We start from the raw sequence: 14,930 nt of genomic DNA, 5'->3' as shown, positions 1-14,930 counted from the left end.
AATTTTACAACATTTTTACAGTATTCACAGCATGCGTCCCACCGCTTTGCGGATGCGGGGTGCTGCCAATGCCACACAGATGCACCACAATATGTCCGTCCACATAAAGGGAACCACACAGGCCATCAGTGCATTCCCCACACTGGATGCTTCCCCAAGATAAAAACTCTTTACCGCGAGAAAATAAACCGTCCCCACCAGGTAGAGAAGCAGCAAGCCTGAAAGTGCAGCCAAAAAAGCCTGCCAGAATCTCATATTCCCCTTTCTGGAGAACAGCCGGTCGCTTACCAGTCCACATACCAGAGCTGAGGCGACAAATCCCACTATATACCCAAAGGTCAGATGAAAGATGTATCCAAATCCTCCGCCGTCGGCAAAAACCGGCAGCCCTACCAGTCCCATAGCCAAGTATACGAGCTGTACCACTACGCCCCGTTTGGCTCCCAACACCATACCGCCTACAGAACTGAAAAAAAACTGGGTTGTAAATGGGATAGGGCCTAAGTTAATGCGTATTTTTCCTCCCACCGTCATCAGCGCCACGAATAATCCGATAAGGGCTATGTCTACAATGTGCAGCCCATGTTTTTTTCGCAGTTCCACCGGCTGTCCCGCTTCTACTTTTTCCGCCATCCGCCGTCTTCCTTTCGCCCTATTTTCGGACTCTCATAATATCCTTTATTATACAGGAAAAGTTATCTATCGTCAACTAAATCAATCTTATTAGTTTACAATCCAGCTGTAAAAAGGCCCGTTGGTTTCTGCCAGACGCTTTATCCAACGGGCCTCTTTCAATCTGTATATCGCACAGGCAGTCTCATCGGATCCTTACATAATAGGGATTCGGCTTGGTGAGAATGGAAATGATATCCACGATCCACCCGATACCAAAAAGTCCAGCGGTGAAAAGGTACAGTATTCCCATTCCAGCCTTCCCCTCGTAGAATTTATGGACGCCCAAGTATCCCAAAAGCAGGCAAAGCACAAAAGCTACCCATTTATTAAGAGGACGGCTATAAATGCCCATCCCATAGTTCATATTGGCGTTTGCATTGATATTCTGATTGCTGTTGTATATGACATTACTGGGCCCTTCTGTTTCAAGCTTCTCCACCTGGCCGCCGCAATAAGTACATATCACCGCCTGCTGAGGAATCTGTGCGCCGCAATGTTTACAAAATTTCATCGGTTGATTGTTATCCATATGATCTACCCCTTCTCTTTCTCCTCTAGATGCTCTTATTGATACCCCATAATACCGCGGACCGATACTTCACCTGCATTGACCACCAGGGGGCCTTGGCCGGTATCCACTACCAATTCGCCGGCCAGCGTGATGTCCGATGCCAATCCCTCCTGAACATAGCCCGGCTTCACCACTTTGACTTGACGGCCCAACGTGGCACACAATTGCTTATATTGGGTTAGGAATTCATGGGTAATGCCCTGTTCCAAAAAGGTGAAATAGTGGCGCTCAAAAGCGTTGAGTACGCTGGCCACCAACGGTGCACGGGCAAACTGCTTTCCGGCTTCCATGGAGAGGGACGTGGCCGTGTCTTTCAATGTGGCGGGGAACTGGTCGATATTCACATTGATGCCGATCCCCACCACCAGGGAGGAAACCCGGTCGATTTCAGCCGTCATTTCCGTGAGGATACCGCAGATTTTTTTCCCATGGATCAGCACGTCATTGGGCCATTTAATGAGCGCCGGAAGCCCGCTGTACTGCCGCACTGCCAGACAGACTGCCAAACCGGCGATCAGAGTAATCTGGGACACATCAGACGGCTTTACCTGCGGAAGAAGCAACAGGCTCATCCAGATACCTCCGCCCGGTTCGCCGATCCAGGACCTCCCTAACCGGCCCCGGCCTTGGTTCTGTGTCTCGGCTACAAACAAACTGCCGTCGGGAGCCCCCCGTTCGGCCATGCGGCGGGCCTCCAAATTGGTGGAATCCACCTGGTCGTAGGTATAGATCTTCTGTCCTAACATACGGGTCTCCAAAAAAGGATGGATTTCCCCCCACGTCAACACATCGGGAGACGACACCAACCGGTATCCTTTGTTGGTCACCGATTCGATGTGGTATCCCTGCTCCTTAAGGGCTTTCATACATTTCCACACCGCTGAACGGGTAATTCCCATCTGCTGGCTGATGACTTCTCCAGAAATCCATCCATGCTGCTGTTTCAGCAGGTTTAATATTTCCTCTTTCACCACAAAATCCTCCTCCCATCCTGGACTCTATATGTTCAGTATATCAAATTATCCCGGCTCTGAAAAGAGGCCCATCCGGTGAATTTCGCTCTTTTTCTCCATATATACTGCTTTGTGCGTCTTTTTTGAAACTTTAGGAATTGATTGCCTGAATACAGAAATGTTTCCTAAAAATGGTGCAAGTGCGACGAATCCTGCCTACTTGGCAAAATAACTTGACATGACATGCACAAAAGAGATAAAATAGGTTAGATTCATTATTGTGCATTGTCCTGCTTTCCGCCTGGAAAGCAGCTTTGTATGATAGGAAGCCATAAAAAGGAGGTGTAGATATTCGTGCCATTTCAAACCGCAATCATTTTAATCGTAGTCGCTGTGGTTGTCAGCGCTGTCGTTTTTGGAGCTATCGCCTTTAGGCTTGGCGTTTCACATAGAAAGAAGATTGCCGAGGCCACTATGGGGTCGGCTGAGGAGGAAGCCAAGAGAATCGTAAGCGAAGCCATCAAAGATGCAGAAGCCAAAAAAAAGGAGTCCTTAGTGGAAGCTAAGGATGAAATCCATCGCCTGCGCAACGAAGCGGATAAGGAAATCCGTGACCGGCGCAGCGAAGTCCAGCGCCAGGAGCGACGCATCCATCAAAAGGAAGAGTCTTTGGACCGCAAGATGGAAAACCTGGAGAAAAAGGACGAAACATTAAATCAGAAAATTCACGATGCCGAGGAAAGACTTTCTGAAGTAGAGGGCATCAAACGAAGCCAATTCGAGATGCTGGAACGTATCTCCGGCTTCACCACGGAACAGGCAAAGGAATATCTGCTCAAAGCTCTGGAGGACGAGCTGATTCATGAAAAATCGGTCAAGGTCATGGAGATTGAGCAGCAGACTAAGGAGGAGGCCGACAAACGGGCCCGTGAACTGGTGTCCCAGGCCATCCAGCGCTGCGCTGCTGACCACGTGGCAGAGGCCACCGTTTCGGTCGTCACCCTGCCCAATGAGGAGATGAAGGGTCGCATCATCGGCCGCGAAGGGCGCAACATCCGTACCCTGGAAACCCTCACCGGCGTGGATCTCATCATCGACGATACCCCTGAGGCCATCACCCTCTCCAGCTTTGATCCCATCCGCCGCGAGACCGCCCGCATTGCTTTGGAACGTCTCATCGCAGACGGACGCATCCATCCCGCCCGCATTGAGGAAATGGTGGAAAAGGCCAAACGTGAAATCGATGCCACCATCAAAGCCGAGGGCGAAAGAGCCGTCATTGAAACCGGCGTCCACGGCATGCATATCGAACTGGTCAAATTGCTGGGCCGTCTCCGTTACCGCACCAGCTATGGTCAAAACGTGTTGAAGCATTCCCTGGAGGTTGCCTATTTGGCAGGCATTATGGCCTCCGAATTGGGCGAGGATCCCACATTGGCCCGCCGTGCCGGTTTGCTGCACGACATCGGCAAAGCGTTGGATCACGAAATGGAAGGTTCTCATATTGAACTGGGCGTCGAGGTCGCCCGCCGGTATAAGGAGAGCGAAGCCGTCATTCACGCCATCCATGCCCATCACGGCGATGTGGAAGCAAAAACCGTTATCGCTTGTCTTGTACAGGCAGCCGATGCTATCTCGGCTGCACGTCCCGGCGCACGCCGTGAGAATCTGGAAAATTACATCAAGCGTCTGGAAAAGCTGGAGGAAATCGCCTGTTCCTTCGACGGAGTAGAGCGCTCTTACGCTATCCAGGCCGGCCGCGAAATCCGCATTATGGTCAAGCCCGAGATTGTGGGCGACGATCGTATGGTGCTCATCGCTCGGGACATCGTCAAGAAGATCGAAAATGAGTTGGATTATCCTGGCCAGATTAAAGTGCACTTAATCCGCGAGAGCCGTGCCATTGAGTACGCAAAATAGAGAAAGATTGATCTTAAAAACGGCGTATGGCCAGGAAGGCTATACGCCGTTTTGTCCTATGAATGACAAAGGAGGAGCTCATGAAAATATTAGCCATTGGGGACATCGTAGGAAGCGTGGGATGCGAACATCTGCGCCGTGTACTCCCCCAGTTCAAGCGGGAACAGGACATCGATCTTGTGATCGCCAACGGTGAAAATTCCGCCGACCGCAATGGTATCTCCCCCTCCTCTGCCGAGCATATTTTTGCCAGCGGGGTGGATGTCATCACCACCGGCAATCACGTCTTCCGCCGCCGCGATATCTACAACGTGCTGGATGAAAATCCGTTTCTTATCCGCCCTGCCAACTATCCTGACTCAGCGCCCGGCCGCGGCCTGTGCATTGTGGACAAGGGATATGTTCGGGTCTGCGTCATCAACATTATGGGGGTTGTATATCTGGACAGTTTAGGATGTCCATTTGCCTGCATGGACAAACTGTTGGAGCAAACCGACGGCGCCCAAATCGTTCTGGTGGACATGCATGCCGAAGCCACCGCTGAGAAAAAAGCCATGGGATACTACTTAGACGGCCGTATATCAGCCTTATGGGGAACCCATACGCACATCCCAACTGCGGATGAAACCATCTTTGAGGGCGGTACGGGATACATCACCGATCTGGGGATGACCGGTCCTATCCGGTCGGTATTGGGCATTAAACCGGAAATCTCTATCCAGAAGATGAAAGGAAAACTACCGGTGTATTTTGAAAACGCCCCTGGTCCTTGCCATATGGAAGGCATTGTCATGGAAGTGGATCACAAGACTGGACGATGTCAATCCATCCGACGTGTCCGTGTGTAAGTGAGTTTGCGTTTTTATCGGGGAAATCTTGAAAGATTTCCCCGAAACCTGTTGACAGATGGTTTTGTTTCCTGTATAATAGTTAAGTCGCAATCGGTGACAAAAATATGATCCATTAGCTCAGCTGGCAGAGCACCTGACTTTTAATCAGGGTGTCCGGAGTTCGAATCTCCGATGGATCACCACCAGGTGGATACCTGGATTTTAATCACGCCTTGAGCTTTGTTCAAGGCGTGATTTTTTATTTGGGAATCATAGAAAGGAGTGGTTTTCTCATGCCCCAATCCATCCGTGAACAGCTGATGGCCCTTGCTGAACCGGACTATCGAGATTTTTCAGCCAAGCTTTTGCCCGATCACGTCAAGCTCCTGGGAGTACGTTTGCCGCATCTGCGCCGTCTGGCCAAGGAGATTGCCAAAGACGATTGGCGGGAATATCTGAGTTCGGCCTCCGATGAATTCTTTGAGGAGGTCATGCTGCAAGGGATGGTAATCGGCGCTGCTAAAACCGATCTTTCTGAATCCTTTCATCTAATCTCATCCTTTTTGCCCAAGATCGACAATTGGTCGGTATGCGACAGTTTTTGCGCCAGTTTAAAACCACTTGCTCATCAGCCTGATCCCCTGCTGGACTTCATTATTCCCCATCTCTCCTCCCAGGAGGAATTCTCCGTACGGTTCGCTCTGGTCATGCTGCTGGACTACTTCATTACTCCCTTCTATTTGGACAAGGTATTTGCCTGTGTGAACGGTGTTAAACATCCGGGCTATTATGTTAAAATGGCGGCGGCTTGGTGTATCTCTATCTGTTACATCCGTTTTCCTGAGGAGACTTTGTCCTTTTGGGAAAACTGCGGTCTCGACAGTTTTACTTATCAGAAGTCTATCCAAAAATCCCTGGAATCCAAACGCGTCACCGGTGAACGTCGGGAGATTCTGCTGCGCCTCAGGGAAAAGATACGGCAGTCATAAGCCGGCTTTTAGGAAAATCGACGGGCAGATGGGATGCATTTTGACGGCTGTGGAAAAAGTCGAAAAGCCGGCTTGTTCTTTCTTGTTCTTTGCAAATAAAAATGCTATAATATTCCCAAAAGTCGTCTAGACTGTACAAAACACACCCTCCAAAATAGGCGGTGGATGTGGAAAAATAGAAAAGAAAGGGTTTGTTTCGCATGCCAAACTATTACCAGCCCGAGATCGAATGCGCCTCTCGGGAACAGATCCGTGCATGGCAGGATGAACGTCTCGTGCAAACAGTGCAGCGGGTCTACAAAAATGTGCCCTATTATCGGGATATGATGGATAAAAAGGGCGTCACACCCGACGATATCCGCTCGGTGGACGATCTCCACAAGCTCCCCTTCCTCACCAAAAGCGATCTGCGGGATGCTTATCCTTACGGACTCATGGCAGCTCCTCTTCACGACTGCGTGCGCATCCAGTCCACCAGCGGCACCACCGGACGCCGTGTCGTGGCATTCTACACCCAGCATGACATCGATCTCTGGGACGACTGCTGTGCCCGCGCCATCGTGGCCGCAGGCGGCACCAAGGATGATGTGGTACACGTCTGCTATGGTTACGGCCTTTTCACCGGCGGCCCCGGCCTCAACGGCGGTTCCCATAAAGTGGGCTCTTTAACCCTTCCCATGTCCTCGGGCAACACCGACCGCCAGATCCAGTTTATGTGCGACTTGGGCTCCACCATCCTGTGCTGTACGCCCTCTTACGCCGCCTATTTAGGAGAAACCATCTGCGAACGCGGCCTTCAGGATCAGATCAAGCTCAAAGCCGGCATCTTCGGCGCCGAGGCCTGGACGGAAGAAATGCGCCGGGATATTGAGAAAAAATTAAATATCAAAGCATATGATATCTATGGGCTGACTGAAATTTCCGGCCCCGGCGTCTCTTTTGAGTGCTGTGAACAAACCGGCATGCACATCAATGAAGACCACTTCATCGCCGAGATCATCAACCCTGTCACCGGTGAGGTGCTGCCCGACGGCGAGAAAGGCGAATTGGTGTTCACCAGCATCACCAAGGAGGCCTTCCCCCTCATCCGCTATCGGACACGGGATCTGTGCGTCCTGACCCGGGAGAAGTGTTCCTGCGGACGCACGCATGTGAAAATGTCCAAACCCATGGGCCGCAGCGACGATATGCTGATTGTCAAGGGCGTCAATGTCTTCCCGTCCCAGATCGAGACGGTGCTGCTCAACCAGGGATATCCTGCCAACTACCAGATCGTGGTCAGCCGTGAGAATAACAGCGATCGCCTGGAGGTCCAGGTGGAGATGACGCCGGAGATGTTCTCCGACGCCTTGTCCCAAGTCTCGGCAAGGGAAAAGGAATTGGTGGATGCTCTCAAAGCTATGCTGGGCATCTATGCCGTGGTCAAGCTAGTGGCCCCCAAGAGCATCGCCCGCAGCGAGGGCAAAGCCGTACGCATCATCGACAAGCGAAATTTGTACTGATTTTATTCCCTTTCTTATCTTCATTACAATACCCATCGAAAGGAGCCAATGGTATGACAGCCAAGCAACTCTCTGTATTTATAGAGAATAAACCTGGCCAAGTGGCCGAATTTACCCGCCTCCTCCATCAGAACCACATCAATATGCACGCCCTCTCTATGGCCGATGCCCAGGACTTCGGCGTTCTGCGCACCATCGTGGATGACTCTTACAAGGCCGCCTGCGTCCTGAAAGAAGCGGGATATATTTTCTCCATCACGCCGGTTCTGGCCGTGGAGATCCCTGATCAGCCGGGCAGTCTGGTTCACATTCTGGATCTGCTGGACCAAAACGATATTAATTTGGAATACACCTATGCTTTCACCTCCCGCCGCAGGGACCGGGCCTATATGATCGTGCGGGTGGCCGACACGGAAAAAGCGTGCGAAGTACTGAACAAAAGCGGCGTCCGTCTCATCTGTCAAAGTGAATTGTCGGACCTGTTTGCCGACTAAATGTAACAATTCCTGCTGTAAAACAAAAAGCATGACCATCCAAGAGATGGCCATGCTTTTTGTTTTTGGGATACTCTGGTTTTACAGACCGCTCAGGATAAGCGGCAGGTATGTTGAATCTAATAGGGCGGACGTTCTTTCCGCAAAATGCCGGACAGAACCATCCCCCTCTCTGGCATTACATCATCCCGGACGGACGATAAAAGGACGGGAAAAAGCCGTCTGTCTCGGCTTCCTCCTGTTTGTGATCCGGCATCATCTCCTTCATCACGGCATCCAGAGCAGGTGCGTTGTTGGGCTCGGAAAACCAGTGGGAAATGGGATTTTGTTCCGGATCGGAACAGCGGTAAATGTTCATCGGTGAAAACCTCCAATCCATGCTTGGTTCATTCTTAGCATATGTCACGGCAGGCCCTCTTGTTCCACAATTCGTCAGCGGCTGTTCCATCCCCACAAAATGCGGCAAATGATTCTTCCTTTTTATCCCACATCACCTGCAAGCTCCGTTAATTTTTCCCTCACAACAAGATCCACTCCATCTCAGTTGATATGCGTTTTGGACTACATTGTGCTTTTTTGATATATAAAATATAATTTTGTTTCTATTTAGGCAGAAATTATATTGACATATCCGATTTGTAATTTACAATAGGTTATAAAAGGCATTTTCTTGTACTACTAAGCTAAAACGCAATGATGTGACCCGTCCATATCATCTGCTTTTATGAAAAAGAAAAGTCAAAAGGAGTGGAACAAATGAAGTGGTGGAAACAGGCTTTGGGAATCTTGCTGTCCATCGTATTGCTCGTCCCCCTGGCTGTCACCCCGTGGGCAAACCTGGGTGCATCGGCCAATGGAGCCATTGCTGAGATCCAAGTGAACAACCTAAAGGTTTGTTCCTTGACCGATCCGTTGGGAATTGATAAGGATCCCGTCTTTAGCTGGGTTGTCTCAGGAAGCGCCAAAGACGATAAGCAGGATTCTTACCAGATTGTGCTTGCAACCGACGAAGAGGATGCCGCCCAGGGGAAGGGTACCGTCTGGGACTCCGGCAAAATCGCCGGCGAAGATACCGTCGACATCGCCTACAGCGGCCCCGCGTTGAACAGCCGGACCACCTATTTCTGGAAGGTCACGGTATGGAGCCATCGGGGCGGACAAGCCTCCAGTGAAGTACACCGTTTCTCCACCGGCATCCTGGATGGAAACTGGGAAGGGCAATGGATCGGCTTCCCTCAAGAGCAGTGTGACGTGGGCCTGACCGGCGCCAATTGGATTTGGAACAGGGGAAGTGATCCCTTCGAAGGTGCGGCGGCGGGAACCCAGTATTTCCGGTTCTCGTTTGCCATCCCGGAGGGGAAATCGGTGGAACGGTTTGAACTGGCCTACACAGTGGACGACAATGCCACCATTTATCTCAACGGCAAGGAAGTGGGCTCCATCGACCTCTGGTCGGACGGCAGTTTTTATAACCAAGTCGACGGACTTGTCCCTGGAGAAAATGTGGTGGCCGTCCGTGCCACCAACGCCACTGTCGGTTACGCCGGCATGATCGCCAACATCCGGATCACCTATTCCGACGGCAGCCAGGATACCCATTCCTCCGACCAAACTTGGAAGGTTTCGTCCCATGCCACCGATGGCTGGCAAAACATCGGCTACGACGACAGCGCATGGGGCACTCCCGATCAGGCGGTCGCCTTTGGTTCCAGCCCCTGGGGAACCGGCGTATCCCTCAAAGCGGTTGGATCCCGCGCCGCTGTTTTGCTGCGCAAAGACTTTGAAATCGATAAGCCCGTCAAAGAGGCTTATGCATACATCTGCGGACTGGGATTTTTTGACCTGAAGCTCAATGAGAAGGCGCCGGATGACAGCGTCCTCAATCCCTTTATCACACAGTATGACCAAGCTGTCCTGTACCGCACCTTTGATGTGACCTCCCTGCTTCAAGAGGGCGGCAACGCCATCGGCGTGGAGCTGGGCAACAGCTACTACAACGAAATCGGCGGCGTTTGGAACTGGGGAACCGCGGCATGGCGGGACGATCCCAAATTGATGTTCCGGCTGGACATCCGGTATCAGGACAACACTTCCGAAACCATTGTTTCGGATCCCTCCTGGGCCTCCACCAACGACGGCCCCATTGCCTCCAACAGTATGTACTACGGGGACGTCTACGACGCCCGCAAGGAAATGACTGGGTATGCCTCCGCTGGTTATGACGACAGCTCCTGGCAGTCGGCCTCCGTGGCCAAGACGCCTTCGGGAACCCTGGAAGCCCAAATGAAAGCTCCCGTAAGCAAAGTCGCCTCCTTCGAACCGGAGGAAATCGTCAAGCTAGGGGAAGGTTCTTACCGGATCGAAAGTCCTGAAATGGTCTCCGGATGGATCCTTCTCAAGAACATCCAGCAAGACGCAGGCGATAAAATCACCATCACCTACGGCCAAAAGCTGGATGAGGATGGATCGGTCCACAAGTACGGCGGCGACGACGGCGAATTAAGCAGTTGGTATCCCCATGCCTATTTCCAGCAGGATATCTACTATGCCTCCGGCAATGCCCCTGAATCCTATGAGCCCAAATTCAGCTACAAAGGATTTGAGTATGTCCAGATCGACGGCTACGATGGAGAACTCACCAAAGACGATGTGGTGATCTACCGCGTGTCCAATGATGTGGAGGTCATCTCGGAATTCGAGAGCTCCAATGAGATGTTCAACCGCCTGCACCAGAGCATGCGCGTGGCTATGACCGACAACTTCCAAGGCGAGCACTGCGATCCCATGCTGGAGAAAAACGGCTGGCTGGGAGACGCCAACGTCTCGCTCGGCTCTATGATGTTTACCTTTGATATGCCTGCCACCCTCCCAGGATGGATTGAGGTCATGGAGGATTGCCAGGAACAATATGGTCTTGTCCCGCAAATGGTCCCCACCGCCAACTGGGGCATTTCCAATGCGGCCGTCTGGAACACCATTTTCGTCTACGGCGTACAGGATCTGGAACGCTATTTTGGCACAGGCGCCTATACAGAGGAACAGTATGACGCCATGCGTCAATTTGCCCTGCGCGATATCCAAGAGGTAAGCCAGAACAATTGGGTCTGGCGGGATGACGATCCTTTGGCCGACTGGGTCTCCCCCATCGGCGGCAACAACCCCAATGTGAATTACGATGAACATAGTTCGGAAGGTTCCGGCATCGTGGGAACGGCCTTTGTCTACGGCATGCTGGAAGCCATGGCGGAATTTGCCGATGATCTGGGCAAAACAGATGATGCTGCCGAGTACCGTTCGGCTATGGAAAACATCTATCAAGCTTTCAATGAAAAGTTCTACAACGAGCAGGCCGGCATCTACGAGACCACTGTCTGGACACAGATCGGCAACCGTACCAAGTACCGCCAGACGTCCAATCTCGTCCCCTTGGCCTTTGGTTTGGTGCCGGAGGATCGAGTGGAAAGCGTCTTGACCCATTTGGTGGAAGACATCATCGACAAAGAGTATCATTTGGATACCGGTTGCGTCGGCACCCGCTATATCTTACCCATCCTGTGTGATTATGGGTACGAGGACATCGCCTACCGCATCGCCACCCAGACCACCTATCCCAGCTGGGGCTACTGGCTGCAATCCGATTCCAAGTCCACCTGGGAGATGTGGGAAGCCACAACCCGTTCCTTTGACCACTACTTCCTGGGAACCTACGAGGAATGGTTCTATTCTCATCTGGCAGGCATTCAGGATGTGGATAACGGATACCAGACCTTTACCATTTCCCCTGAAATCATCGGGGATCTGGAAGATGTGAGCGCAACCGTACAAACCGTGCGGGGAGAACTCGCTTCCTCCTGGCAGCGCAATGACGACGGCACTGCTTCCATGCAGGTGACCGTTCCCTTCGGATCCACGGCTGCTGTCCTCTTCCCCACCGCTGACAAAGAAAACGTCATCCTTGGAGACTCCCCGATCTCCACCGATATGGAGGGGGTCCGCTCGGTGGAAGCTCAGGATGGTCAAGTCTGTGTCACCGTCGGCTCCGGCACCTATGAATTTAAGACCGCTACCGATCTCATTTCAGTTTATCGTCTGGCCTTGGAGGAAATCGTAGCGGAAGCAGAGGATTATCTGGAAGATCCGCTGTACGAGTCGGCAAAAGAACAGTTGGAGGCTCAAGTGGCATCGGCCAAAGGCGTTTTGGAGGACTCTTCCGCTTCCCAGCAACAGGTAAATGAAGCGGCACAGAATCTCCGGGAATTCTTATCCGCCATGGTTGGCAGCGAAAGCCGCATCCAATTGCGTCAGCTCATCGTCGAATGCCAGAAAATGCGCCTGGAGGGATATTATCTCCCGGATGCCTGGCAATCGTATCAATCGGTCCTCGCCGAGGCAAAACAGATGGTAGAGGATCTTTCTGCTGATGATTCTGCTTTAAATCAAATGATAACATCCTTGCAAGAAGCTGATAAGCAACTGGATACAGCCATGTATCCCAATCTAGCGCTTGGAAAACAACCGTCAGCTTCTTCCACCAACGAAAGCCCTCATTGGTGTTGGGGACTCCAGTTCGCCACCGATGGGGATCGGAAAAACGTCAGCCCTCAGGAAGGGGAATATGCAGGTTATTGTAGTTCTCAATCGGCCTCTGTGGACCATGCTGAATGGCTGCAAGTGGATTTGGGAAGTGTCCAAACTGTCAACCATGTGGTATTCTATCCCTCCAGCTCATGGAACGGGGAGAAATGGCTGAGTTATGGATTCCCTGTGGACTTCCGGATCCAGTTGTCGGATGACGGTACAACATGGCGCACCGTACATGATATCAAGGACTATCCGCTGCCGGAATACGGTCCGCTTTCCTTTGCCTTCCCATCACAGGAAGCCCGGTATGTCCGCCTTTGTGCCGACAGCCTGCGTCCTAAGCCCAGCGACAACAACAGTTATCACCTCCAAATCTGTGAGATGGAGGTCTATTCTCTCCCCGAACCTGAGGAAATTGTCACCCCGGATAAAGATTCTTATCTCACCGGAGAGACCATTACCTTAACCATCCGGACTGAGAAAGAGGTCGACGGTATCACTCTCTTCAACGAAAATGGCCGGGCTTTAGGGCTTACCAAAGTAAAGAGCATCATCCAGGACCACGAGAAAATTTGGACCATCCAGACTGCAGTAGAAACCCCAGGTGATCGAACCATCCAGGTGATGGCCCGCAAAGGCGGCGTCTGGACGGCACTGGCTGATTTCTCCGTCCAGGTAGTTCGTCCTGAAGTCCCGGAAGCAGTGATTTATGAAGCTTCTGTCCAGACAAGAGAGGCTTCTGTAAACGAACGGTTTACTGTAGAGATCCAAACAAATCAGTATACCGAAAGCATTGTGGTTAAGAACGAAAGAGGAAAAGCCGTCACCTGCCGGGTGGAAAGCTGCGAAGAGCAAGGTGAAAAACGTCTTTTCACCGTCTCCATGGAGGTCGGAACAGCTGGAGATCGGATTTTCTCCTTCTATGCAGTCAATGGCAATGGAGAATTATCCAGGGTCTCGGCCGAAGCGAGCGTTCGTATTAAATAGTCAATATGGGAAAAGGCACGGTCTGTTGGCCGTGCCTTTTTATTTATCTGAAGGATCATAAAAAGCATTGGAAAAAGCAGTTTATAGCCGATAAGCAATGTTGTAATTCAGTTGCGTTCAATTACTCTACATCTTTCTCCTGCAAATCACGTGCTTGCTTGTGATGCCTATCGTGACGATAAAGAGGTAATGGTTACAGGAACACTTGATAAAAGTAATAAATATTGGTTTTTAGTGAAGTTACTAGTTTCTGTGTTCTGGACTAATTACAGAAATCAAATCTAGCAACCAAATAAAAGAAGGATAAGGGACAGTTATTATGCCCTTATCCTTTTTTTGATTCGATTAGGGTATTACTGATAGAAATGAAAAATCCGAACCCCTCACCGATTTGGACAATGGAGTTCGGATTGTCATAAATTGGTCGGAGTGACGGGACTTGAACCCATGGCCTCTTGGTCCCGAACCAAGCGCTCTACCAAACTGAGCTACACCCCGAAGTGATGAAAGCCTCCGCACTACATTACGGAGGCTTTCATGCTGGCTGCGGAACTAGGATTCGAACCCAGACAAACAGAGTCAGAGTCTGCCGTGCTACCATTACACAATTCCGCATCGGACAGCGATATTTATTATACCCATATTTCCCCTGTTTGTCAACCCCTTTTCCTCATTTTTTTGAGGATAGTGCCCTCTTTCACACCGCTTCTGCTTTTATCTCCAAAGGTAAGTTTTATGACATAAATGATTTAACAAAAAATTCCGGAGACTCGATTTAGTCCCCGGAATTTCCTAATTTTAAATAGATCCTATTTTATTATGGGCAACTCAATGCATGCACAAATTGGCGACGACATAAGTCTAAAAACTGTTTCTGTTCCAGCCCTTCTTGACGTAACACACTACCTTGGCCGCTTCCGTAATCCACCAGAGCTGTCATCAGTCCCATACAGGCGTAGATCAAATCAATGCGCTGGTAGTAATCTGGTATTGCTCCTTCTTGAACACCTTGTTTTGCCAGGTTATCAAACTGACCAACCACTAATTTGTTGGTCCGGCCGATGCGTTCTTGCCAATCGTCAGGTACATCGGATGGGCACACTTGAGCTGCTTTCCCTAATACCACCGACCGCGCCAGGGTGATGCATTGTTCCGACAATCTTTGTAAACATCCCATCAGTTGATCAAAGCCCTCCCGGAAGCCTCCGTCTAGATTCAGATCCTCCAACTGTTGGGACAACTGATCCAGATAGTAAAAAAGCGATTGAAGAAGGATCTCTTCCTTGCTTCTGAAGTATTCATAAACCGTTCCCTTGCCTACCCCGGCCTCCTGAGCGATCCTCGCCACGGTGATGGCAGCGGTATTTTGTTCCCGATCCAGCATCCGGAGGGCGGCTTCTAAGATGGCCTTTCGTTTGGGTTCCATGG

11 protein-coding genes and 3 tRNA genes are annotated in these 14,930 nt (G+C 51.0%); 7 read left to right on the top strand and 7 right to left on the bottom strand.

Translation table 11 applies throughout. The features are described from left to right. Nucleotides 1–24: 24 nt before the first annotated feature. The 3 genes from C12CBH8_RS01975 to C12CBH8_RS01965 all read right to left on the bottom strand — a co-directional run bounded on the left by C12CBH8_RS01975 (nt 25) and on the right by C12CBH8_RS01965 (nt 2,217). Entirely contained in the window at nt 25–633 is a 609-nt protein-coding gene (locus tag C12CBH8_RS01975; RefSeq protein WP_215533420.1) for a biotin transporter BioY, read from the bottom strand. Nucleotides 634–817: 184 nt separating this feature from the next. Continuing rightward, entirely contained in the window at nt 818–1,204 is a 387-nt protein-coding gene (locus tag C12CBH8_RS01970; protein WP_171846331.1) for a TM2 domain-containing protein, read from the bottom strand. A 35-nt stretch (nt 1,205–1,239) separates the two neighbouring features. Beyond that, on the bottom strand, nt 1,240–2,217 hold the full coding sequence (locus C12CBH8_RS01965; RefSeq protein ID WP_215533419.1) for a biotin--[acetyl-CoA-carboxylase] ligase: 978 nt from the start codon (nt 2,215–2,217) through the stop codon (nt 1,240–1,242). A gap of 336 nt (nt 2,218–2,553) precedes the next feature. On the opposite strand from C12CBH8_RS01965, the gene rny reads away from it, so the two are divergent. From rny to C12CBH8_RS01935, 6 genes are all read left to right on the top strand, one after another. Further along, the gene (gene rny / locus C12CBH8_RS01960; RefSeq protein ID WP_246441630.1) at nt 2,554–4,119 is read left to right on the top strand and encodes a ribonuclease Y; all 1,566 of its coding nucleotides are present in this window, start codon (nt 2,554–2,556) and stop codon (nt 4,117–4,119) included. 80 nt (nt 4,120–4,199) lie between these two features. Next, entirely contained in the window at nt 4,200–4,967 is a 768-nt protein-coding gene (locus C12CBH8_RS01955; RefSeq protein ID WP_215533418.1) for a TIGR00282 family metallophosphoesterase, read from the top strand. A gap of 109 nt (nt 4,968–5,076) precedes the next feature. Next, nucleotides 5,077–5,152, top strand: a tRNA-Lys gene (locus C12CBH8_RS01950). Nucleotides 5,153–5,242: 90 nt separating this feature from the next. Continuing rightward, the gene (locus C12CBH8_RS01945) at nt 5,243–5,938 is read left to right on the top strand and encodes a DNA alkylation repair protein (RefSeq protein WP_099323130.1); all 696 of its coding nucleotides are present in this window, start codon (nt 5,243–5,245) and stop codon (nt 5,936–5,938) included. 200 nt (nt 5,939–6,138) lie between these two features. Then, complete coding sequence (locus C12CBH8_RS01940) at nt 6,139–7,440, top strand: phenylacetate--CoA ligase family protein (protein WP_215533417.1); 1,302 nt, start codon at nt 6,139–6,141, stop codon at nt 7,438–7,440. A 53-nt stretch (nt 7,441–7,493) separates the two neighbouring features. Further along, the gene (locus C12CBH8_RS01935; protein ID WP_215533416.1) at nt 7,494–7,934 is read left to right on the top strand and encodes an acetolactate synthase; all 441 of its coding nucleotides are present in this window, start codon (nt 7,494–7,496) and stop codon (nt 7,932–7,934) included. A 178-nt stretch (nt 7,935–8,112) separates the two neighbouring features. On the opposite strand, the gene C12CBH8_RS01930 is transcribed toward C12CBH8_RS01935, so the two are convergent. After that, entirely contained in the window at nt 8,113–8,292 is a 180-nt protein-coding gene (locus tag C12CBH8_RS01930) for a hypothetical protein (RefSeq protein ID WP_090265670.1), read from the bottom strand. A gap of 398 nt (nt 8,293–8,690) precedes the next feature. Here C12CBH8_RS01930 and C12CBH8_RS01925 point away from each other — a divergent pair, with 398 nt between their 5' ends. After that, nucleotides 8,691–13,502: a family 78 glycoside hydrolase catalytic domain gene (locus tag C12CBH8_RS01925; RefSeq protein WP_215533415.1), complete on the top strand. Its 4,812-nt coding sequence runs from the start codon at nt 8,691–8,693 to the stop codon at nt 13,500–13,502. Nucleotides 13,503–13,923: 421 nt separating this feature from the next. Here the strand turns inward: C12CBH8_RS01925 and C12CBH8_RS01920 are convergent. The 3 genes from C12CBH8_RS01920 to C12CBH8_RS01910 all read right to left on the bottom strand — a co-directional run bounded on the left by C12CBH8_RS01920 (nt 13,924) and on the right by C12CBH8_RS01910 (nt 14,928). After that, a tRNA-Pro gene (locus C12CBH8_RS01920) sits at nt 13,924–14,000 on the bottom strand. Between the two features lie 43 nt (nt 14,001–14,043). Further along, a tRNA-Gln gene (locus tag C12CBH8_RS01915) sits at nt 14,044–14,117 on the bottom strand. A 202-nt stretch (nt 14,118–14,319) separates the two neighbouring features. Beyond that, nucleotides 14,320–14,928 carry a TetR/AcrR family transcriptional regulator gene (locus tag C12CBH8_RS01910; RefSeq protein WP_215533414.1) on the bottom strand — a complete coding sequence of 203 codons (609 nt, stop codon included), beginning with the start codon at nt 14,926–14,928 and terminating at the stop codon, nt 14,320–14,322. Between the last annotated feature and the right edge of the window lie 2 nt (nt 14,929–14,930).

The organism is Solibaculum mannosilyticum, from assembly GCF_015140235.1.
GTDB classification, from domain to species: domain Bacteria; phylum Bacillota; class Clostridia; order Oscillospirales; family Acutalibacteraceae; genus Solibaculum; species Solibaculum mannosilyticum.
This window is presented reverse-complemented; position numbering and strand designations above follow the sequence as displayed.

Excerpts from the sequence above, each read along its gene's own strand:
- C12CBH8_RS01935 (WP_215533416.1), top strand. The coding sequence starts at position 7,494 with ATGACAGCCAAGCAACTCTCTGTATTTATAGAGAATAAACCTGGCCAA.
- C12CBH8_RS01930 (WP_090265670.1), bottom strand. The coding sequence starts at position 8,292 with ATGAACATTTACCGCTGTTCCGATCCGGAACAAAATCCCATTTCCCAC.
- C12CBH8_RS01945 (WP_099323130.1), top strand. The coding sequence starts at position 5,243 with ATGCCCCAATCCATCCGTGAACAGCTGATGGCCCTTGCTGAACCGGAC.
- C12CBH8_RS01940 (WP_215533417.1), top strand. The coding sequence starts at position 6,139 with ATGCCAAACTATTACCAGCCCGAGATCGAATGCGCCTCTCGGGAACAG.
- C12CBH8_RS01910 (WP_215533414.1), bottom strand. The coding sequence starts at position 14,928 with ATGGAACCCAAACGAAAGGCCATCTTAGAAGCCGCCCTCCGGATGCTG.
- C12CBH8_RS01970 (WP_171846331.1), bottom strand. The coding sequence starts at position 1,204 with ATGGATAACAATCAACCGATGAAATTTTGTAAACATTGCGGCGCACAG.
- C12CBH8_RS01975 (WP_215533420.1), bottom strand. The coding sequence starts at position 633 with ATGGCGGAAAAAGTAGAAGCGGGACAGCCGGTGGAACTGCGAAAAAAA.
- C12CBH8_RS01925 (WP_215533415.1), top strand. The coding sequence starts at position 8,691 with ATGAAGTGGTGGAAACAGGCTTTGGGAATCTTGCTGTCCATCGTATTG.
- C12CBH8_RS01955 (WP_215533418.1), top strand. The coding sequence starts at position 4,200 with ATGAAAATATTAGCCATTGGGGACATCGTAGGAAGCGTGGGATGCGAA.